The sequence below is a fragment of the Azonexus caeni genome (genome assembly GCF_048146105.1).
Taxonomy (GTDB): Bacteria; Pseudomonadota; Gammaproteobacteria; order Burkholderiales; family Rhodocyclaceae; genus Azonexus; species Azonexus aromaticus_B.
The window spans coordinates 102,679-122,324 of record NZ_JBKJAD010000007.1 but is presented as its reverse complement, the minus strand read 5'-3'; the positions used below and the strand labels follow the sequence as shown (position 1 = coordinate 122,324).

23 protein-coding genes are annotated in these 19,646 nt (G+C 65.8%); all 23 read left to right on the top strand.

Features of this window, described 5'->3' with window-relative positions; all coding sequences use genetic code 11:
* Positions 1-78 precede the first annotated feature (78 nt).
* A complete protein-coding gene (locus ACLIIZ_RS09805) occupies positions 79-1,044 on the top strand; it encodes an AraC family transcriptional regulator (RefSeq protein ID WP_416691918.1) in 966 nt (321 codons plus the stop codon).
* A 153-nt stretch (positions 1,045-1,197) separates the two neighbouring features.
* Positions 1,198-1,581, top strand: coding sequence for a cation transporter (locus ACLIIZ_RS09800; protein ID WP_416691917.1), 384 nt, complete (start codon positions 1,198-1,200; stop codon positions 1,579-1,581).
* A complete protein-coding gene (locus ACLIIZ_RS09795) occupies positions 1,568-2,266 on the top strand; it encodes a ferritin-like domain-containing protein (protein ID WP_416691916.1) in 699 nt (232 codons plus the stop codon). Before ACLIIZ_RS09800 ends, ACLIIZ_RS09795 begins: the two co-directional genes overlap by 14 nt.
* Positions 2,267-2,268: 2 nt before the next feature.
* Positions 2,269-2,595 carry a hypothetical protein gene (locus ACLIIZ_RS09790; protein ID WP_416691915.1) on the top strand — a complete coding sequence of 109 codons (327 nt, stop codon included), beginning with the start codon at positions 2,269-2,271 and terminating at the stop codon, positions 2,593-2,595.
* Positions 2,592-2,903: a hypothetical protein gene (locus ACLIIZ_RS09785; RefSeq protein WP_416691914.1), complete on the top strand. Its 312-nt coding sequence runs from the start codon at positions 2,592-2,594 to the stop codon at positions 2,901-2,903. The genes ACLIIZ_RS09790 and ACLIIZ_RS09785 overlap by 4 nt, the downstream gene beginning before the upstream one ends.
* Positions 2,884-3,318: a YtxH domain-containing protein gene (locus tag ACLIIZ_RS09780; RefSeq protein ID WP_416691913.1), complete on the top strand. Its 435-nt coding sequence runs from the start codon at positions 2,884-2,886 to the stop codon at positions 3,316-3,318. The genes ACLIIZ_RS09785 and ACLIIZ_RS09780 overlap by 20 nt, the downstream gene beginning before the upstream one ends.
* Positions 3,315-5,381 carry a heavy metal translocating P-type ATPase gene (locus ACLIIZ_RS09775; RefSeq protein WP_416691912.1) on the top strand — a complete coding sequence of 689 codons (2,067 nt, stop codon included), beginning with the start codon at positions 3,315-3,317 and terminating at the stop codon, positions 5,379-5,381. The genes ACLIIZ_RS09780 and ACLIIZ_RS09775 overlap by 4 nt, the downstream gene beginning before the upstream one ends.
* Positions 5,382-5,483: 102 nt before the next feature.
* Positions 5,484-5,705: a hypothetical protein gene (locus ACLIIZ_RS09770; RefSeq protein WP_416691911.1), complete on the top strand. Its 222-nt coding sequence runs from the start codon at positions 5,484-5,486 to the stop codon at positions 5,703-5,705.
* 213 nt (positions 5,706-5,918) lie between these two features.
* Positions 5,919-7,304, top strand: coding sequence for a class II fumarate hydratase (gene fumC, locus ACLIIZ_RS09765; RefSeq protein ID WP_416691910.1), 1,386 nt, complete (start codon positions 5,919-5,921; stop codon positions 7,302-7,304).
* Position 7,305: 1 nt separating this feature from the next.
* Complete coding sequence (locus ACLIIZ_RS09760) at positions 7,306-7,677, top strand: hypothetical protein (RefSeq protein ID WP_416691909.1); 372 nt, start codon at positions 7,306-7,308, stop codon at positions 7,675-7,677.
* 150 nt (positions 7,678-7,827) lie between these two features.
* Positions 7,828-9,081, top strand: coding sequence for a DUF2325 domain-containing protein (locus ACLIIZ_RS09755; protein ID WP_416691908.1), 1,254 nt, complete (start codon positions 7,828-7,830; stop codon positions 9,079-9,081).
* An 83-nt stretch (positions 9,082-9,164) separates the two neighbouring features.
* Positions 9,165-9,341 carry a hemin uptake protein HemP gene (locus tag ACLIIZ_RS09750; protein ID WP_416691907.1) on the top strand — a complete coding sequence of 59 codons (177 nt, stop codon included), beginning with the start codon at positions 9,165-9,167 and terminating at the stop codon, positions 9,339-9,341.
* A 100-nt stretch (positions 9,342-9,441) separates the two neighbouring features.
* On the top strand, positions 9,442-10,083 hold the full coding sequence (locus tag ACLIIZ_RS09745; protein ID WP_416691906.1) for an energy transducer TonB: 642 nt from the start codon (positions 9,442-9,444) through the stop codon (positions 10,081-10,083).
* A 2-nt stretch (positions 10,084-10,085) separates the two neighbouring features.
* The gene (locus tag ACLIIZ_RS09740) at positions 10,086-10,832 is read left to right on the top strand and encodes a MotA/TolQ/ExbB proton channel family protein (protein WP_416691905.1); all 747 of its coding nucleotides are present in this window, start codon (positions 10,086-10,088) and stop codon (positions 10,830-10,832) included.
* Position 10,833: 1 nt separating this feature from the next.
* Positions 10,834-11,259 (top strand): ExbD/TolR family protein, encoded by a 426-nt coding sequence (locus tag ACLIIZ_RS09735; RefSeq protein ID WP_416691904.1) that lies wholly within the window; start codon positions 10,834-10,836, stop codon positions 11,257-11,259.
* Between the two features lie 143 nt (positions 11,260-11,402).
* A complete protein-coding gene (locus ACLIIZ_RS09730; RefSeq protein WP_416691903.1) occupies positions 11,403-12,023 on the top strand; it encodes a hypothetical protein in 621 nt (206 codons plus the stop codon).
* A 28-nt stretch (positions 12,024-12,051) separates the two neighbouring features.
* Positions 12,052-12,294: a FeoA family protein gene (locus tag ACLIIZ_RS09725; RefSeq protein ID WP_416691902.1), complete on the top strand. Its 243-nt coding sequence runs from the start codon at positions 12,052-12,054 to the stop codon at positions 12,292-12,294.
* Between the two features lie 22 nt (positions 12,295-12,316).
* Entirely contained in the window at positions 12,317-12,550 is a 234-nt protein-coding gene (locus ACLIIZ_RS09720) for a FeoA family protein (protein ID WP_416691901.1), read from the top strand.
* Positions 12,547-14,883: a Fe(2+) transporter permease subunit FeoB gene (gene feoB / locus ACLIIZ_RS09715; RefSeq protein WP_416691900.1), complete on the top strand. Its 2,337-nt coding sequence runs from the start codon at positions 12,547-12,549 to the stop codon at positions 14,881-14,883. The genes ACLIIZ_RS09720 and feoB overlap by 4 nt, the downstream gene beginning before the upstream one ends.
* Position 14,884: 1 nt before the next feature.
* On the top strand, positions 14,885-15,118 hold the full coding sequence (locus ACLIIZ_RS09710) for a FeoC-like transcriptional regulator (protein ID WP_416691899.1): 234 nt from the start codon (positions 14,885-14,887) through the stop codon (positions 15,116-15,118).
* The gene (locus tag ACLIIZ_RS09705) at positions 15,100-15,627 is read left to right on the top strand and encodes a sigma-70 family RNA polymerase sigma factor (RefSeq protein ID WP_416691898.1); all 528 of its coding nucleotides are present in this window, start codon (positions 15,100-15,102) and stop codon (positions 15,625-15,627) included. Before ACLIIZ_RS09710 ends, ACLIIZ_RS09705 begins: the two co-directional genes overlap by 19 nt.
* Positions 15,624-16,613, top strand: a complete 990-nt coding sequence (locus tag ACLIIZ_RS09700; protein WP_416691897.1) for a FecR family protein — start codon at positions 15,624-15,626, stop codon at positions 16,611-16,613. Before ACLIIZ_RS09705 ends, ACLIIZ_RS09700 begins: the two co-directional genes overlap by 4 nt.
* Positions 16,614-16,772: 159 nt before the next feature.
* Positions 16,773-19,607 carry a TonB-dependent receptor plug domain-containing protein gene (locus tag ACLIIZ_RS09695; RefSeq protein WP_416691896.1) on the top strand — a complete coding sequence of 945 codons (2,835 nt, stop codon included), beginning with the start codon at positions 16,773-16,775 and terminating at the stop codon, positions 19,605-19,607.
* Positions 19,608-19,646: the final 39 nt, after the last annotated feature.

The following is a 19,646-nucleotide window of genomic DNA, read 5'->3' as shown; positions in this document are numbered from 1 at the left end:
GCGACTCGTTACCATTTGCAACAAATGGCCGTAGTATTGCAAAGGATCGTCACCCGAACTTTTGCCAGAGCAAGGAAAATGTTTGCTGTAAAGAAAACCCCCTCCCCGGTGATCGACGCCGACTACCTCTTCCGACGCATTGGCGAAGGCTTCGACATTCCCTACAAGCCACCGCGCGCCGAACTGCTCGCTGGCGTCTTTTTCCAGGCCGGGCTGCGCGGCGGACTAGGCCTGCAATGCACCGACATCCTCCATCTGTGCAACCTGAACACGGCCTTTGCACTGATGCCCGCCGGCACGAAAGTCATCGTCAAGCTGGAAGGCAATGCCCGGGTCAAGCTGGACGGCCAGCTCCTCGATCTCGACGCCGGCGACGGTGAGTCGGCCCGCCCCGTGGCCACCGTGCTGACGCTGACACGAGCGGTCCGGTTCACGCGCAGCAGCACCGCCGGAACCCGGGAGCGCATGGTGGTGATCACCTTGTCGCCTGCCTGGATCGACGAAGCCGGCCTGAACGGGCGATTGCCGGCCCGCCACCTGAATCAGCTCGCCTGGCAACCGTCGCAACGCACGCTCGGCGCCGTCGAGCAACTGCTGCGCCCCGGCGACGCCGAAGATCCGCTCGAGCGCCTAGCCATGGAAGGCCGCTGCCTGGACATCGTCGGCGATGCGTTTACGCAACTCCTGGCGCGCGACCACACCAGCGATCACGGACTCGCACCGACGCACTACCGGCGCATTTGCCGTCTGCGTCGTCTGCTCGACAGCGGCGCCGCCGACCACCTCGACATGAACGGAATAGCCCAGCAGATGGGCTGCAACGCCACCACCTTGCAACAGCATTTCCGCCAGGCCTTCGCCAGCACCATCTTCGACTATCTACGTCAGCGCCGCCTGGAGCGGGCAGCGAGCGCCCTGCGACGCGATGGCGTCAGCGTCGCGCTGGCCGCCGAAATCGCTGGCTACGCGAGCCAAGCCAACTTCTCGACCGCCTTTCGGCGCCATTTCGGCGAATCGCCCAGACATTTCCGCAACCGCTGCTGACACCCGCACCGGCGCCCGAATCCAGCACTGCAGCCCTTGATTTATGTCAAGCTGCTGGAGCGCAGACCTGCTAAGGTGCAACCGAGGCATCCCTCTCACCAGCCAGCCAGCCGCCCCGCGGTAGCCAGCCAATCGTTTCCACAAGAGAAATCCATGGCTGGAAATTTTGCTGGCACCCCCATTCCATCATCGTCCCTGCCGCCCGTCGAGGCCGTGCGGATCGCTGCGCCTTACCTGCGTATCGCCCATCAGATTCCCGGTCGCATCCGCTTCAAGATCGACGCGGCGATCCTCGACGAGCCCGCCGTCCGAGCCTTCGGCGAGGAAGGGCTGGGCGACGCGCTGGGAGCGATTCGCGGCGTGCGCGAGATCCGTCTGAACAAGCTGGCGCGCTCCTGCACCGTCGCATACGACAACGCGGTGATTCCCGACCGCGCCTGGCACGACCTGCTGGCCGGCGCCAACACCCCGGCCGCGCAGGCGCTGCTCGGCATCATCGAAGACAAGTACGAGGAGGTCTGTCATGGCCAACTATGACGAGGCGATCCTGCGCAGCCGCACCCTGCAGCCGGCGGCGCCCTTCCCGCTGCTGCACCAGGCGATCCGCATCGCCATGTACGACGAATACGCGGCTCGCGCCTACTATCGGCATGTCATCGAGGCCTACGGTAATCTGCCGCCTTTCTCGAACATCGTCGCCGCCGAGGAACAGCACATCGCCGCACTCGGCCGACTCTGCGAACGTTACGGCATCCCCCGCCCACAGGATCCCTTTCCGCTCGAAACCGTCGTCGCCCCCACCTGGCGCGCCAATCTCCAGCAAGGGATCGCGGCCGAGATCGCCAATGTGCAGCTCTACCAGCACCTCCTGTCGATCCAGCCGCCGGCCGATGTCCAACGGGTCTTCCTCAACCTGCAGTCGGCCTCGCTGGAAAACCATCTACCGGCTTTCCAGCGCGCCCTGCAGAGCGCCATCGCGCGCGAGAGCTACCACGCCGCGCAAGGCGTCCCGGCCAGCCAGGCCTATGTCCGCCACGGCCCGTTGACCGGCATCGTCGAAAGCGGTCTCTCCCTGCTCACCCGCCAGCACGGTGCCTTCGGCATCGTCGGCCCGCTGGTGCGCAACGCCCACCCGGCACTGCTGGCGGGAATCGTCGCTGGCGGCGCCGCCGTTCACTATCTGCGCAAGCAGACTCCCCGCATTTCCCCCCAGGAGGACTGACCATGCTGCCGCTGTTGCCTTTTGCCGCCGGACTCGTCACCGGCGCCGTCGCGATCAAGATGATGCGCAACCAGAAAACCCGCGCCGCCCTCGACAACGCCAGGGACAGCTTGCGCAAGGCGAGCGTCAGCGGACTCGCGCGGCTCGAAAGCTCCACCGCCGCGATGCGCGAACGTCTGAGCGCAACGGATGCCCCGCTCCCGCCGGAAACCGCCGCCACTCCGGCGGAAGTCGCCGCGCCCCCCGAGGCGAAGCCGCCGCGCCGCCGCAAAACGGCGACAAAAGCCGCGCCGCGCCGGAAAACGACCACCGGGGACGAAACGGCATGAGCCAACGCAATGCGCTCGTGCCCGGCGGCGGCAACGAGTTCGTCCGCGGCTTCGTCACCGGCGGCATGCTCGGCGCGGTGCAGCAGCGCGGCGGCGGCCTGAACCTTGACCGGCGCACCCTGCGTCTCGCCCTTCAGGGCGGCTGCGCGCTTGCCGGCGGCGCAGCCGCCGCCCGCGACTTGCGGAACGGACAGACCGCCCTTGGCCTGGGACGCATCGCGCTCGCCACCGCCGCTGTCGTCGCCATCGAAAATTTATTACAGGATCAGCCATCCAAGGAGATCGGAAATGGGCAAGAAGAAGGATAAACGGCGTCAGGCCGCGCAATACGCCAACTGGGGCCAGCCCGGCATGGCTGGGATGAACCCGGGCATGGGTGGCGGTATCGGCCAGGGCATGTACGGCGGCATGGACGCCGGCCCGCCACCGGCATTTGATCCGAATGCGTTGAACGGCCTGTTCGGCGCCCAGCCCGGCGCGCAACCCGGACTGCTGCACGGCCTGCAGGGCATGCTCGGTTCACGCCAGAGCGAACAGTTCATCCTCGGCGCACTGATCGGCGCAGCCGCGGTATATGTCCTGGGCGACGAGAAGATGCGCGGCAAACTGGCCAGGACGGCGATGAAGCTCTATGCCGGTGTCGCTGGCGGCGTCGAGGAAATCAAGGAACAGATGGCCGACATCCGGGCCGAAGTCGAAGCCGAGGCCCGCAAGAGCGCATGACCCCGGCCATCGACTTCCGGGTGGCGCATCGCCTGCCCGGCAGAATCCGCTTCGTCTATCGCGCCGGCACGAGCTTCGACGCCCGCGGACTGGCCCGCGCGGCGCTGAACCTGTCCGGCGTGCAGCAGGCGCGGGTCAATCGGGCGGCCCGCTCGCTGGTCATCGATTACGACCCGGCGGCGACCGATGAAACCGCCCTGAGCCGGGGGCTACGCGGGCTGGACATCGCCGGCAACGCGCCGCGTCTGGCAGCCGTTCCCGGCAAGGGCGAAGGGCTGGGTGAAGTCTTGGGCGGCGCCACCCTGCTCGCTGCCCACCCACTGCTGCCGGCCGGCCTGCAGATGCCCACCACCTTGGTTGCAGCGCTGCCGTTGTTTGCCGGCGCCGTCGCCGACCTGCGCCGGGAAGGCATCAATTCGCACGTCCTGGAGGCACTGGCAGTCGCCATTTCGGCCGCCCGCCGCGATTACACGGCGGCCAACGCGACCATCTTCATGCTGGCGCTCGGCGACTACCTCGAGCAGTCGATCGCCCGCCGCTCGGACGACCTGCTGAAGAAACTTCTGCATCCGGACACCGCTCAGGTCTGGGTCGAAATCGACGGTCAGGAAAGACAGCTCGCGGCGGGTGAGGTCGCGGTCGGCATGACCATCATCGTCGCCGCCGGCGCCACCGTTCCCGTCGATGGCACCGTTCTTGGCGGCGAGGCGCTGCTCAACGAAGCAGCGATGACCGGCGAAAGCGAACCCGTGCTGCGCCGTCGCGGCGATAGCGTGCTCTCCGGCACCGTCGTCGAGGAAGGGCGGCTGCGCGTCTACGCCGAACACGTCGGCCGCAACACCGCCTCGGCGCGCATCGCCGACTACGTCGAGCAATCGCTCGCCGCCAAGAGCGACTCGCAGCTCAAGGCCGCGCGCCTCGCCGATCGCCTGGTTCCCGCCGTGCTTGGCCTGGCCGGTAGCGCCTGGCTGGTCAGCGGCGACTGGCAACGCGCCGCCGCCGTCCTGCAGGCCGACTATTCCTGCGCCCTCAAGCTGGCGACGCCGGTCGCCTTCAAATCGGCGATGTACCGCTCGGGCAAACAAGGCATCCTGTTCAAGGGTGGCGACGTGCTCGAAAGACTGCTCGCGGTCGACACCTTCGTCTTCGACAAGACCGGCACGCTGACCACCGGCAAGCTGGCGGTCACCGATTCGATCGCCTTCGATCCGCAATACAGCCCGGAAGACCTGATCGACCTCGCCGCCTCAGTCGAGGAACATTACTTCCACCCGTTGGCACTGGCCGTCGTCGAGGCCGCCCGCCGTCATCGCGGCCAGCATTTCGACCACAAGGAAGTCGAGTTCATCGCCGCCCACGGGGTCGCCAGCGTCGTCGACGGCAAACGTATCGTCGTCGGCTCACGCCACTTCGTCGTCGAGGACGAGGGCATCCCGGTCAGCGACCACCAGACGGTACTCGACAAGCTCTACCGGCAGGGCAAGACGCTGCTCTACATCGGCTATGGCGGCCGCCTGCTCGGCGTCATCGCGCTCAAGGACGAACTGCGTCCGGAAAGCCGGGCAACCTTGCAGCGCCTGCGCGACATGGGCGTCCGCCATCTGGTCATGCTGACCGGCGACCACCGCCGGCGTGCCGAAGAAATCGCCCGCCGGCTCGGCATCGACGAATGCCACGCCGAACTGCTGCCGCAACAGAAAGCCGCCATCGTCGCCGGCATGAAGGCCGACGGTCGACGCATCGCCTTCGTCGGCGACGGCATCAACGACGCCCCGGCGCTGGCTGGCGCCGAAGTCGGCATCGCCATGCAACGCGGCGCCGATCTCGCCCGCCTGACCTCGGACATCGTCCTGCTCGAGGACGGTATCTGTCGCGTCGCCGACGCCCGCGCCATCGCCCAGGCAACGATGCGCCGCATCGACGCCAATTTCCGGCTCACTGTCGGCACCAACAGCGCCATCCTGGCCGCTGCCGCCTTTGGCCAACTGAGCCCGGTTGCCGCCAGCATCGCCCACAACGGCAGCACCATCGCCATTCTGCTCAACGCCCTGCGCAGCGCCTGAACAGGCGTTGCGCCTGCGCTTGATTTGGCGAACCATTCTCATTACCATGCCAAAACACCGACCGGCCTCGCGCCGGCCCATTCACCATCCCGGATACGACGCATGCAGCCAGGTCCCGACTACCGCCGCAACACCCGCTTGGCACTTGGCGTTTGCGCCGGCATCGCAGCCGGCGTCAGCTTCGGTGACGCGATCGGCAACCCGGCGATCAGTATCGGCATCGGCGCTGCCCTCGGCACCGTGCTGGGCGTGGTGCTGACCCGGCCGGCGTCGTCGACCACGGACGCCGGTCTGGCCAACAGAAACGCCGAAGAAACCCGCTGACGGCAGCCCGCCCTTGCCATAGCGCCGGTCGTCAAATAGTAACAATTCCTATTTACATGGAAAGACCAGCCGGGTATATTGAGCGCAACCGGAATGTCCCATGCCTGACTCCTCAGCAGGCATGCCCCGGTTGATCATCTCTCGCTTACTTAGGCCAAGCCAGCTCGCTGCCAGCCAGGCTTTTTTTTCCCGCCGCCCCGCCTCGAGACTCCCATGACAACACGCATCGAACATGACAGCTTCGGCCCCATCGCGGTCCCCGCCGAACGCCTGTGGGGCGCCCAGACCCAGCGTTCGCTGCAGAATTTCGCTATTTCCGGCGAGCGTCAGCCAGTGGAGCTGATCCGCGCCCTGGCCCAGGTCAAGCGCGCCTGCGCCCTGAGCAACCAGGCCCTCGGCCGGCTCGCTGCCGACAAGGCCGGCGCCATCGTCGTCGCCGCCGACGAAATCATCGCCGGCCGCCACGACGAGGAATTCCCACTGGTCGTCTGGCAGACCGGCTCCGGCACGCAAACCAACATGAACCTCAACGAGGTCATCGCCAACCGCGCCAGCGAACTGCTCGGCGGCCCGCGCGGCGAGAAGCGCCTGATCCCCCCCAACGACGACGTCAATCTCAGCCAGTCGAGCAACGACGTCTACCCGACCGCGATGCACGTCGCCGCCGTCGACGGCATCGTTCGCCAACTGCTGCCCACCCTTTCCCGCCTGCGCGAAACCCTGGCCGGCAAGGCACGCGACTTCGCCGACCTCGTCAAGATCGGCCGCACCCACCTGCAAGATGCGACGCCGCTGACGCTGGGCCAGGAAATTTCCGGCTGGGTCGCCCAACTCGAACACGCCGAGCGGCACATCCGCGCCAACCTGCCGCACCTGCACGAACTGGCGATCGGCGGCACCGCCGTCGGCACCGGCCTCAACGCGCCGCCCGGCTACGCCCAGCGGGTCGCCGCCGAACTGGCTCGCCATACCGGCCACCCCTTCGTCAGTGCGCCGAGCAAGTTCGAGGCGCTGGCCAGCGTCGACGCCATTGTCCACGCCCACGGCAGCCTCAAGGGGCTGGCCGCCAGCCTGATGAAGATCGCCAACGACGTGCGCTGGCTGGCCAGCGGCCCGCGCTGCGGCATCGGCGAACTGCGCATCCCGGAAAACGAACCCGGCTCATCGATCATGCCCGGCAAGGTGAATCCGACCCAGAGCGAGGCGCTGACCATGCTCGCCGCCCAGGTTTTCGGCAACGACGTCGCCATCAACTTCGGCGGCGCCTCCGGCAACTTCCAGCTCAACGTCTTCCGGCCACTGATCATCCACAACCTGCTGCAGAGCATCCGCCTGCTCGCCGACGGCATGGACAGTTTCGACCGCCATTGCGCCGCCGGAATCGTCCCCGACCGGCAACGCATCGGCGAACACCTCGAACGCTCGCTGATGCTGGTCACCGCGCTCAACCCGCACATCGGCTACGACAAGGCGGCGGAAATCGCCAAGAAGGCACATCGCGAAGGCAGCACCCTGCGCGCCGCAGCACTCGCCCTCGGCTACGTGAGCGGCGAAGATTTCGACCGCTGGGTTGTTCCCGGCAACATGACCGGCCGCTGACATGCAACTGCGCGAACTCTTCGTCATCGGTCAGCCTGGCCCGCCACCGGCCTGCACCGCGGCCGCTGGCGAAAATGTCACACTGCTGCGCCACCTCGGCCGGATCCAGCAACGCTGCACGCGGCTGATCACGGAACTACAGCAACGCATCGCCGACCTCGAAGCCGGCAACCGGCGACTGCACGCCGAACTGCGCCGCTGCGAGGAGGAAAACGCCGCCCTGCGTCAGCAGCTCGGCCACCATGAAGCCAGCGAACTGCTTTGCCGCACCGGCTGCCTGAGCCTCGATCAGCAGTGGCGCGACGAGCGCGATCAGTGCCGTCTCGACGGCCGGCCCTGCCCGCACGCCAAAGATGAAGTCAGCACCTCATAACGTCGCTCGCCATTCTGGCCAACATCACCTGCGCAGTAGCGTCAGCCCGCTGATCCGGAGGCCGCGCTACGCAACAGCACAGGGTTTCCCTTCATCGATCCAGAAACCCCGCAAGTCTCGAAGCATTGCGGATACCCCCGGAGGCAGAACATGAGCACCTTCCCGTATCACGTCGTCGGCGGCAGTTTCAGCGCCAGCCCTATGGCCATCAAACCGGTGCCGGCAAAGGATATTTCCGCTCCGGCATCGACTCGCCGCCGGAAACTCTGGGAGCTCTCACACAAATGCCACTGTCCGGTAATCGGCACCTGTTTCGAAGTCGCCGAATTGCGCGGCCTGTTGAAGAAGGTCCTGGACTTTCCCCGCGACACCAGCGATTTCGTGCTGCACACGACCGCGGTCGGCGCCTGCGAATCACGCTCGACGGTTGCCGAACTGCTGCACAAACAGCTGGAAAAACGCTATCCGCTGACCGTCCGGAAATTCTCGGCAGCCCGCGACAACGCCGCGCTGGACGCGCTGTGGCGTGCCGAAGTCGCCGCCGGCAACGGCATCCCGGCCGCCCTGTGGGCAACACTGAGCCATCCGGCCTGCGATGCGACGCTGGAACATGAGGTCTACGCCGACATCCACATGATCCAGCACCAGATAGGCAGCGGTAACCGGGCCGACCTGAGAACGCTGAAACAGCAGCGTGACGAAATCAGCGAATTGCGCCGCCAACTGGAAAAAGCCCGCCAAGAGAACGAAGCATTGCGCGCCGAGCGGTCGGCCGAAACGCAATCGCTCGCCCAGCGCATCGTCGAGCTGCGCGCCGAACTGGCCGGCAGCGCCGCCCGTTTCGCCCAATTGACCGGCCAGTACGAGGAATTACGCAACAGCCTGCCGGAACTTCGGGAAAGGCAATCCCTGCTGCGGCGCGCCGCCGATGCCGAAGCGCGCAACCAGGCGCTGGCGGCAGAAGCCGCAAGCCAGGAGACCGAACTTCGGCGCCTGCGGGAACAACTGCAGACCGCCGAAGAAATGATTGCCCAGTTGAGCCGACACGACGAAGCACCTGAAGAAGGAGGAATGCGTCCCGAGCAGACCGGCGAACGCCTGTCCGGCAAATGCGTGCTCTGCGTCGGCGGCCGTGCCGGCATGGTGGAGGCCTACCGTCATCTGGTCGAACAGTCCGGCGGCCGCTTCATCCACCACGACGGCGGGCTGGAAGAAAGCCTGCACCGCATCGATGGCGCCCTGACCGCCGCCGACCTCGTCATCTGCCAGGCTGGCTGCATCAGTCACAACGCTTACTGGCGGGTCAAGGAACAATGCAAGCGCACCGGCAAACGCTGCGTGTTCGTGCGCAACAGCGGCGTCAGCAGTTTCGGCCGGGGACTCGACGAGGCGATGGAAAACTGAGAAAACGCAGAAACGAATGTTATTGACAATCGTTCCCATTTCGATAAAATCCGCTCATCGCCTTCGGAACGCGCAACACCAAAATGAACAGCCCACCCAAGACCACACCGCCAGCGAACCCCGTGCCGAACAACAGCAACATTCTCCGGCTCGAAAGCGGGGAAATCCTGCGCGGGGCGAACACCGTCGAAATCGAACACGCGGGCCAGCGCTACCTGCTGCGCGTCACCCGTGAAAACAAGCTGATCCTGACCAAATAAGTTTCTCTCCGTTGTAAAAACCGTTCCCACAGCCAGCGCGCCAGATGCCAGCAAGCCAAGGGTTTTTTTGGGCGAGCGCGGGACCTTCCTGAACATCGCCATGAGCTACACACTTCATCATCCCTCGACGGCCCGGCGCAGCGGTTTACTGACTGTCGTCATTGGTCTGCATGCCGGCATCCTGCTAGCAGTCCTGGCAGCAAAAACCATCGCCCCGCAGATCATGGAAATGCCCTTGGTCGTCGATTTGCTGCCGGCGCCGCAGATCGAAGCCGAACCACAAGCCAAACCGCTGCCGGTGGCCAAACCCGAGCCGGTCCGGCAAAAACCGTTACCAACGCCAAAAACACCGGCTCCCGTCCTCGAAACCACAAGCAGCCAGGCTCCGGCCGAGTTGGCACCGGTCGCCCCGCCGCTGCCCGTCGAACCGACGCCTCCCGCCCCCGCCGCGCCGGCGGTCAGCCAGGCCCGCTTTGATGCCGATTACCTGCGCAACCCACCGCCCCCCTATCCGCCTTTGGCCCGGCGCATGGGCGAGGAAGGCAAGGTAATCCTGCGCGTCTCCGTCAATCCGCAAGGCACTGCCGATTCGGTCGAGGTCCGCACCTCATCGGGCAGCAACCGCCTCGACGAATCGGCGCTGAAAACCGTGCGCAACTGGAAATTCATACCGGCCAAACGCGGCGATGTCGCCGTTCAGAGCTGGGTCCTGGTCCCCATCATCTTCAAACTGGAGCAATAAGCATGCAGGAAACCGTTCAGGAAAACGCCTTTGGCCTCGCCCATCTATGGTCCCAGGGCGATGTCGTATCGCATTCGGTCGCGGTACTGATCGTCGTCATGTCGGTGGCCAGCTGGTACCTGATCCTGGCCAAGGCCTGGGACTGGTGGCGCATGCGCAAGGCGGCCCGCGCCGTCAGCGCCTTCTGGGCCGCGCCGACCGTCAACGACGGCATTGACAAGCTGCGCGAGGCGGGCGCGGACAGTCCCTACGCCCAACTCGCCACCCAGGCCAATTGCTGCAACCGGGATTGCGAAGGCATGAGCGGCCGCCTGTCGTCCCGCTTCGACCCCGCCGAGCAGATGGAACGCGCGCTGCGCCAGCAGTTGTCGACCACCCAGGCGAGCATGGAAAACGGCCTCACCTTCCTCGCCACGACCGGTGCCACCGCGCCTTTCGTCGGCCTCTTCGGCACCGTCTGGGGCATCTACCATGCGCTGGTGGCGATCGGCATGAGCGGCCAGGCGGCGCTGGAAAAGATCGCCGGCCCGGTCGGCGAGGCACTGATCATGACCGCCGCCGGCCTCGCCGTCGCGCTGCCGGCCGTTTTTGCCTACAACACCTTCACCCGCGTCAATCGCGTCATCCTTGCCGACCTCGACGCCTTCGCCCATGATCTGCATGCCTTCTTCACGGTCGGCAAGCCGCTGGTCGCCAACAGCGCCCAGATCCACCCGATGCGCGCCCGCGCCGCAACGGAAGGGGCATGACATGGCAATGGGCAGCTTCAACGGTACCGGCAGCCAGATGCCGACCGCCGAGATCAACATGACGCCGCTGGTCGACGTGATGCTGGTGCTGCTGATCATCTTCATGATCACCGCGCCGCTGATGACCCATTCGGTCAAGGTCGATCTGCCACGCGCCTCAAGCACGCCGACGCCGGAAAAACCGATGACCCTGCAGGTCTCGATCACCGCCGACAACCGCATCTTCATCGGCAGCGAGGCGATTGAACCAACGGCGCTGGAAAGCCGCTTCCGCGAGGCCGTCGCCCAGGACGCGAACGTCGAACTGCACCTCAAGGCCGACCGCGACAGCCGCTACGAAAGCGTTGCCGAAACCATGAGCGCAGCGCGCCGCGCCGGCCTCGGCAAGATCGGCTTCGTCACCCAACCCGGAATATCCAACCCCTAACCCTCGCTTCCCCACTTAGCCGAAAACATCGGAAATCCACCATGAAGACCCCCAGCCAAGCTTTACTAAAAAGCCCAGCCAGGTTCACTCTCCTAGCTGCCTCCGCATTCCTGATCACTGCCCCGGCGCATGCCGAAGGACCGATGAACGTCGATGACGCCGGCACCCTCGCCAAGGGCGACATGAAGATCGAAGGCGTGCTCGGCAAGGACGACCGCGAACGCAGCGCCGAAGCGCTGTTCGGCTTCAGTTTCATCGAGCATCTGGAAATGGAAATCGGCCTCGCCCGTGCCACCGATCATGCCACCGACCCGGACAGCCGGGCGCGCGGCGTCGGCTTCGGCGCCAAGTGGGTGCCCTACCAGAACGACACCGGCTGGTCGCTCGGTGCGCGCGTCGATGTCGGCCGTACCCGCATCCACGACCGCGAGACGCCGGAGAAATTCACCGAGCGTAGCTGGTCGGTCAGCGGCCTCGCTTCCTACCGTTGGGAAGGTGGCCGGGTCCTGCACCTCAATCTGGGCAGCGCCCGCACCCGCGCCCAGGGCGAATCGGAAACCCTCGGCACCTGGGGGATCGGCTACGAATATCCGCTGCTCGACCGACTGCAGCTGACGATGGAAATCTTCGGCGAGGAACACGCCCGCCCGGACAAGGCGATCGGCCTGCGCTACGAGATCGTTGACGGGCTCAAGGTCTCCGGCGCCGTCGGCCGGGGCAGCGAACGCAACTTCGGCCAGGTCGGCGTGGCCTGGGAATTCTGACACCACCATTCAATTCGAGGAGAAACGCATGCATGCCAAGTCCTTTCCGCTCAGCATGGCCAACCCCGGCCTGCGGGTCCAGGTGGTTTCCCTGAAAGGCGGCGCGGGACTGGACCGCCGCCTGACCGAGATGGGGCTCAACATCGGCGCCGAACTGCTGGTCCGCCAACACGAAGGCGGCGGCGTCGTGGTGACGCGCGGCGAAACGCGTTTCGCGCTGGGCTGCGGCATGGCGCACAAGATCATGGTCGCCCCGCTGGTCGGGGCCTGACAGACAAACAGGGAGCAGGAAAATGACAACACTGGGCGAACTCCAGATCGGCGATCACGCCAGGGTGATCGGTTACGGCGAAGCCGGCGGTGCCTACCGCCGCAAGCTGCTCAGCATGGGGCTGACGCCCGGCGTCGAGATCAGCATCACGCGGGTGGCGCCGATGGGCGACCCGGTCGAACTCAAGGTGCGTGGCTGCCAGCTTTCGCTGCGCAAGGAAGAAGCGGCCGGACTGAATGTGGAGAAACTGGGATGAAACCGGAAATCACCATCGCCCTGGTCGGCAATCCGAACTGCGGCAAGACGACGCTGTTCAACGCCCTGACCGGTGCCAAGCAACGGGTCGGCAACTGGCCGGGGGTCACCGTCGAGAAGAAGAGCGGCGAATACCGTCACGGCGGTCGCCAGGTCGAAGTCATCGACCTGCCCGGAACTTACTCGCTGGACGTCGTCGACCGTGAAGTTTCGCTCGACGAGCGCGTTGCGCGCGATTTCGTCCATACCGGCGAGGCCGATCTGGTGATCAACATCGTCGATGCCTCGAACCTCGAACGTAACCTCTACCTGACCACGCAACTGGCCGAAATGGGCCTGCCATTGCTGCTCGTGCTGAACATGACCGACGTTGCCGCCGACAAGGGCATGCAGGTCGATGCCGACGCCCTCGCCCGCCAGCTCGGTTTCCCGGTGGTGCCGGTGGTCGCCTCGGCCGGCACCGGGATCGACGCGCTGAAGACGGCGATCGTCAAGGCTGCCGACACGCCGTCCTTCAGCCACGGGCTGGTCACCTACGACAGCGCGCTGGAAACGGCGATCGAGCGCCTGGCGCAACGCATCGCCACCGAAATGGCCGATTCCCGCATGACGCCGCGCTGGCTCGCCGCCCGCCTGCTCGAAGGCGATGATCTCGCCCGCCAGCAAGCCGGCCCGGCGCTCGCCGCGACGGCGCGCGAGGCCGCCACCGCGTTTGGCGACGACCTCGACATCCTGCTCGCCGATGCCCGCTACGGCAGCGCCAATCGCATTGCCAACGGCTGCGTGCGCGTCACCGGCAAGGTCAGCCGCGACCTCACCGACCGCATCGACCGCGTCGTCCTCAACCGCGTGCTCGGCATCCCGATCTTCCTGCTGATGATGTACCTGATGTTCATGTTCACCATCAACATCGGCGGCGCCTTCATCGATTTCTTCGATCAATTCACCGGCGCGCTGCTGGTCGACGGTTTTGGCGCATGGCTCAGCGCCGTCGGCACCCCGGCCTGGCTCACCGTGCTGCTCGCCAAAGGCATCGGCGGCGGCATCCAGACGGTCGCCACCTTCATCCCGGTGATCGGCTTCCTCTACCTTTTCCTGTCGCTGCTCGAAGGTTCCGGCTACATGGCGCGCGCCGCCTTCGTCATGGACCGCTTCATGCGCTGGGTCGGGCTGCCCGGCAAATCCTTCGTGCCGCTGATCGTCGGTTTCGGCTGCAACGTGCCGGCGATCATGGCCACCCGCACCCTGGAAAACCGCCGCGACCGCCTGATGACCATCGCCATGGCGCCCTTCATGTCCTGCGGCGCCCGCCTGCCGGTCTATGTCCTGTTCGCCGCCGCCTTCTTCCCGAGCAACGCGCAGAACGTCGTTTTCGCCCTCTATCTGACCGGCATCGCGGTCGCCGTGCTGACCGGACTGATGCTCAAGAAGACCCTGCTCAAGGGCGAAGCGACGCCTTTCATCATGGAACTGCCGCCCTATCACCTGCCGACCGTCAAGGGCATCCTGCTGCACACCTGGGACCGCCTCAAGGGCTTCATCGTCCGCGCCGGCCGCATCATCGTGCCGATGGTGCTGGTGCTGAACTTCCTCAACGCGCTGGGCACCGACGGCAGCTACGGCAACGAGGACAGCGACAAGTCGGTGCTCGCCGAAATCGGCCGCACGATCTCGCCGGCCTTCTCGCCCTTCGGCCTGAACGCCGACAACTGGCCGGCCGCCGTCGGCATCTTCACCGGCGTGCTGGCCAAGGAAGCGGTCGTCGGCACCCTCGACGCCGCCTACACCGCACTCGCCGCAAGCGATGCAGCGGCAGCCGGCGATGCCCCCGCAGAGGAAGCGCCGTTCGCGCTTGGCGAGGCCATCGCTGCTGCCTTCGCCACCATCCCCGTCAATCTCGCCGACGCCCTCGGCACCTGGGCCGATCCGCTCGGCATCGCGGTCGGCGACCTCAGCGACACGACCGCCGTCGCCGAGGAAAACGAAGTTCACACCGGCACCTTCGGCGCCATGGCCAGCCGCTTCGACGGCGCCGGCGGCGCCTTCGCCTACCTGCTCTTCATCCTGCTCTACTTCCCCTGCACCGCCGCCATTGCCGCGGTCCACCACGAAAGCGGCACGCGCTGGACCCTCTTCGTCGGCGCCTGGACCACCGGCCTCGCCTACGGCATGGCGACCATCGCCTACCAGTTGAGCATCTTCAGCCGCGCCCCGGCCGTCTCGGCAGGCTGGATCGCCGCCGTCCTGGCCATGGCCGCCGCTTTCATCTGGTTCCTGCGCCAGCAGGGCCACAAGGCGGACCGCCTGGCCGCCGCCCAGCCGCAGGAGGCCTGAGATGGCGACGATTCTGTCCCGGGTCGAACAGGTGTTGCGCGAGCAACACCGCGCCAGCCTGCGCGACCTGGCCGAATCGCTCGACACCGCACCGGAAGCGTTGCGCGGCATGCTCGAACTGCTGCGCCGCAAGGGCCGCGTCCGTCAGTTGCCGGGCGGCACCGCCTGTGGCGGCGGATGCAGCAAATGCCGGCCGGACACGATCGAAATCTTCGAATGGATCGCCCCGCAGTGAGCTGCACCGCCAGCCCCGACCCGTTGCACGACCTGTACGCCAGCCATCATGGCTGGCTGTCCGGCTGGCTGCGACGCAAACTGGGCTGTCCGGAGCAGGCTGCCGATCTCGCGCAGGACACCTTCCTGCGCATTCTCGGCGCCCGCGACGCCTTGCCGGCGATCTGCGAGCCGCGCGCCTACCTGACCACAACCGCCAACCGGCTGATCATCGACCGGGCGCGGAGAAAAGCGCTTGAGCAGGCCTACCTGGCCGAGCTTTCGGCGGTGGCCGACACCCGGCACAGCTTTCCCTCGCCCGAGGAAACCCTGATCGCGGTTCAGGCCCTGATGCAGATTGCCAACGCCCTCGACCGTGTGCCGGTGCGGGCTGGCGAGGCTTTCCTGCTGCACTACCTCGACGGCATGACGCATGCCGAGGTGGCCTGCCGGCTCGACGTCAGCCCACGCATGGTCCGCAAGTATCTGGTCCAGTGCCTGCTCGCCTGCGACCTTCAGTCCGCCGCATGAAACCCTCACCCTGCACGACGGCAAGCGAACAGGCGGCCGCGTGGATCGTCCGGCTGAGCAGCGACGATGCCGAAGAAAGACGGCAGGCCGAGCAAAGCTTCCTCGCCTGGAAGGCAGCCGATCCCCGCCACGCGGAAGCCGCTGCCCGGCTCGAAAAGCTGGTCGGCCAACTCGCCGCTTTCCGCCAGGATGGAAGCCGCTCGCCCGCCCGCCAGGCCATTCTTGCCGCCCGCCAAAGTACGCCCCGCCCCGCTCGCCGCCTTGCCGCCCGCCTTGCCTTGCTCGCCGCCCTGCTGCTGCCCGGCTGGCTGGCATTGCAGACGACACCGGCAAGCAGCCTGCTGGCTGACCTGCACACCGGCAGCGGCGAATGGCAGAGCACGACGCTCGCCGATGGCAGCCGCCTGGCCCTGGGCGGCAGCGCTGCGGTCGACCTGCAATTCGATGCGAAAACCCGCACCGTCACCCTCCTGCGTGGCCAGATTCTGGTCGACGTGGCCCACGACGGCCGCCCCTTCATCGTTGCCACGCCCCACGGCAGCATCCGTGCCCTCGGCACGCGTTTCCTGGTCAACCACTACGCCGACGAAACCGTGCTCGAAATGCTCGAATCACGCGTCGCGGTCAGCGTCGTCGGCGGCGACCGGCCCATCGTCGTCGAAGCCGGGCAAAGCCTGCGCTTTGCGGCAGATGGCGGGGCAAGGCTGGCCAGCATCGATGGCCCGCTGCTGGAAGATGCCTGGCGCCAGCGGCAGCTGGTGGTCCGCGACCGCCCGCTGGACGAAGTCCTCGAGCAACTCGCCCGCAACCGCTCCGGCCTGATCCGCTACGACCGGGAGGCGGTCGCCGGCCTGCACGTCTCCGCCGTCCTGCCGCTGAACGACACCGACCGGGCGCTGCAATTGCTGGCCAACAACTTCCCCGCCTTGCGCATCCGGCGCTTTTCTCCCTACTTCGTCACGGTCGACCGCGCCGAAGTGCGCTGATTTTCCGCTGCGGCGGTTCCGCTTTTCCGTTTTCGCCCGTCAATGCTCATGAAAGACGAGATTGGGTAGCCAGGCAGTTTTCGCAATACATGCTCCAGCCAGTTCCGGTGCTCGTCCCTGCCCGTCAGGGCTCGCCAATCTGAAAGGAACTCGCCAACCATGGACCTGCCCCGTACCGCCCCGTCCGGCCGCCTGCGCACCCGCCTCAAGCCGCTGATCTTCATCACCCACCTGGCCCTTGCCGGCAGCCTGAGCGTGGTCATGCCATCGCTGGCGCACGCACAGGCCACACGTCATTACGACATCCCGGCCGGACCGCTCGACACCGCGCTCAACCGTTTTGCCCTGCAGGCCGGGGTTGCCCTGGTGATCGATGCCGACAAGCTGAAGGGACTGCGCAGCCAGGGCCTGCACGGCAGCTACGCGATCGATGCCGGCTTCGCCATCCTGCTGCACGACACCGGCTACGGCATTGCCCGCACCGCGTCGGGCTACCTCCTGGTCGAACTGCCCAAGGAGTCCGGCGGCGGCAATCGCAGCGAAACCCGGCTCTCGCCCGTGATCGTCGTGGATCAACGCGACCCCATGGGCACGACCGCCATCAAGCGCCGGACGATCGAGGCCATGCCGGCCGGCAACGGCGACATCACCAGCCTGCTCAAGCTCCACCCCAACGTCCAGTTCAGCAACACGCAAATGAGCAGCAAGACGCCGGGCGAAATCTCGCCGGCCGACATCAGCATCAACGGTGCCAAGTACTACCAGAACGCCTTCATCGTCGATGGCGCCAACATCAACAACGACATCGACCCGGGCGAGCGCACCGAGAGCCGCATCAACTCGCTCTCCGACGTTCCCGGACAAAGCCAGGGGCTGGCCCTGGACACCGACCTGCTCGACAGCATCGTCGTCTACGACAGTAACGTTCCCGCCGCCTACGGCCGTTTCAACGGCGGTGTGATCGAGGCCAGCACGCGCAAGCCGAGCAAGGAAGTACACGGCAAGATTTCCTACCAGACCACCCGTTCCGCGTGGACCAAGTACCACATCGACCCACAACAGGCGGAAAACTTCGAGAACTCCTCGTCCCACTTCGACCAGCCGGAATTCGACAAGACGATCCTGCGCGGCACCCTGGAAGGGCATTTGACGGACAACTTCGGGCTGCTCGCCAACTTCAGCCAGAAACGCTCGACCATCCCGACCAGCTTCTACTCGTCGAACAATGTCGCGGCGATGGGCCTGCAGAAGCGCGACCAGGAACGCTCGATCGACAACTATTTCGTCAAGGCTTTCTGGAAACCGGTCAGCCGGCTGCAAATCGAATCCGGCCTGACCTATGCGCCGGAAAACAACACCTACTGGCGCGGCAACATCGCCAACTCGGCCTTCGAGACCCAGACCGGCGGCTTGCAGTTCAACCTCAAGGGGCGCTGGGACGGCGATCTCGCCCGGGTCGAGCACAACCTGGCCTGGAGCCGGCTCGACCAGTCGCGCGATTCCGATTTCGACGACTACTACGCCTGGCGACGGTCGACCAGCAAGGACTGGGGAACCTCTGCCGCCAGCAGTCTGGAAGGAGGCTACGGTGACGTCGAACAGCAGCAGGAAACCTGGCAATACCGCGTCAATGCAGACTGGAACGCGTTCTCGCTACTGGGTGCCAGCCACCGGCTGCAGACCGGGATGGAGCTCATGCAGCAGTATGTCCGTTACGAGCGGCTGACCGAAAACAGCACCTACACCACGCCGGTCTCGACAACGACCTGCACCAACAGCAGCGGCGTCACGGTCGACGCCTGCGCCATGGGCACGACCGAAAACGGCAACTGGCCGGGGCAGTTGCTCAGCCGGCGCACCCGCTTCACGACCGGCGATTTCGACTTCACGACCACGCAGTGGGGCGCCTGGATACAGGACGAGATCGAAGCCGGTAGATTCACCTTGCGCCCCGGCTTGCGCGTCGATAGCGACAACTACATGAACAAGACCACCTGGTCGCCCCGCCTGGCCGCCCAGTACGATCTCTTCGGCAACCGCAACACGGTACTGCATGCCGGCGCCAACCGTTACTACGGCCGCAACATCACCAGCTGGCGCCTGCGCGAGGGGCGTAACCAGTTGCGCTACAACGGCGAAGTCCGGAACACGGTAAACAGTGACTGGACGGTCGGCACCCAGGCCACCAACCTGGTCAAGTTCAGCGAGCTGGACATCCCCTACGACGACGAACTGATGCTCGGCATCGAGCAGCGCTGGCAGCGCTTCACGTTTAACCTGAAATATGTCAACCGCAAGGGACGCGACCAGGTGCTCGAAGTCAGCGGCACGACCCTCGACCAGCCCTCGACCGACCCGACGCTGTCGGACAGCTATACCACCTACACCAACGGTGGCAAGAGCGATACCGACATCGTCACGCTGACGGTTTCCCCGCTCGACACCCTGAACTGGTTCGGCACCCAGACTACCGGCCAGCTGGTTCTCGACTGGCGCGACAGCAAACGCAACGCACCGGATTACATCAGTTCGGAAACCGACTTCTACATCACCAACCCCTACATCCAGTATGACGGCAAGGTCATCCGCTACGCCTCGCGACCGGCCGACAACTACAATCGTCCGTGGAGCCTGCGCCTCTCCAGCGTCACCCGCATCCCCCAATGGCAGCTGACGTGGACCAACTTCCTGCGCTACCGGGCGGCCTACAGCCGGGTGGCGCAGACGGCTTCGGCCAGCAGCTCCGGGGTCTATCACCAGGGCGAACAGATCGCCGTCTGGGAGAAACGCAAGTTCAACCACGCCCTGACCTGGGATATCCGCCTCGGCTGGGAATTCCCGACCACCCGCCAGCAGGCCTTCTTCGTCAACCTCGACGTGTTCAATGTCTTCGACAAGGCTTCGGTCGCCGAAATCAGCAATGTTTCCGCCAGCGGCTTCAAGACGTACGAAGTCGGCCGCCAGTTCTGGCTCGAAGTCGGTTACCGCTTCTGACGCCTGAGGCCATACCGCCGACGCCGGAGCCTGTCTCCG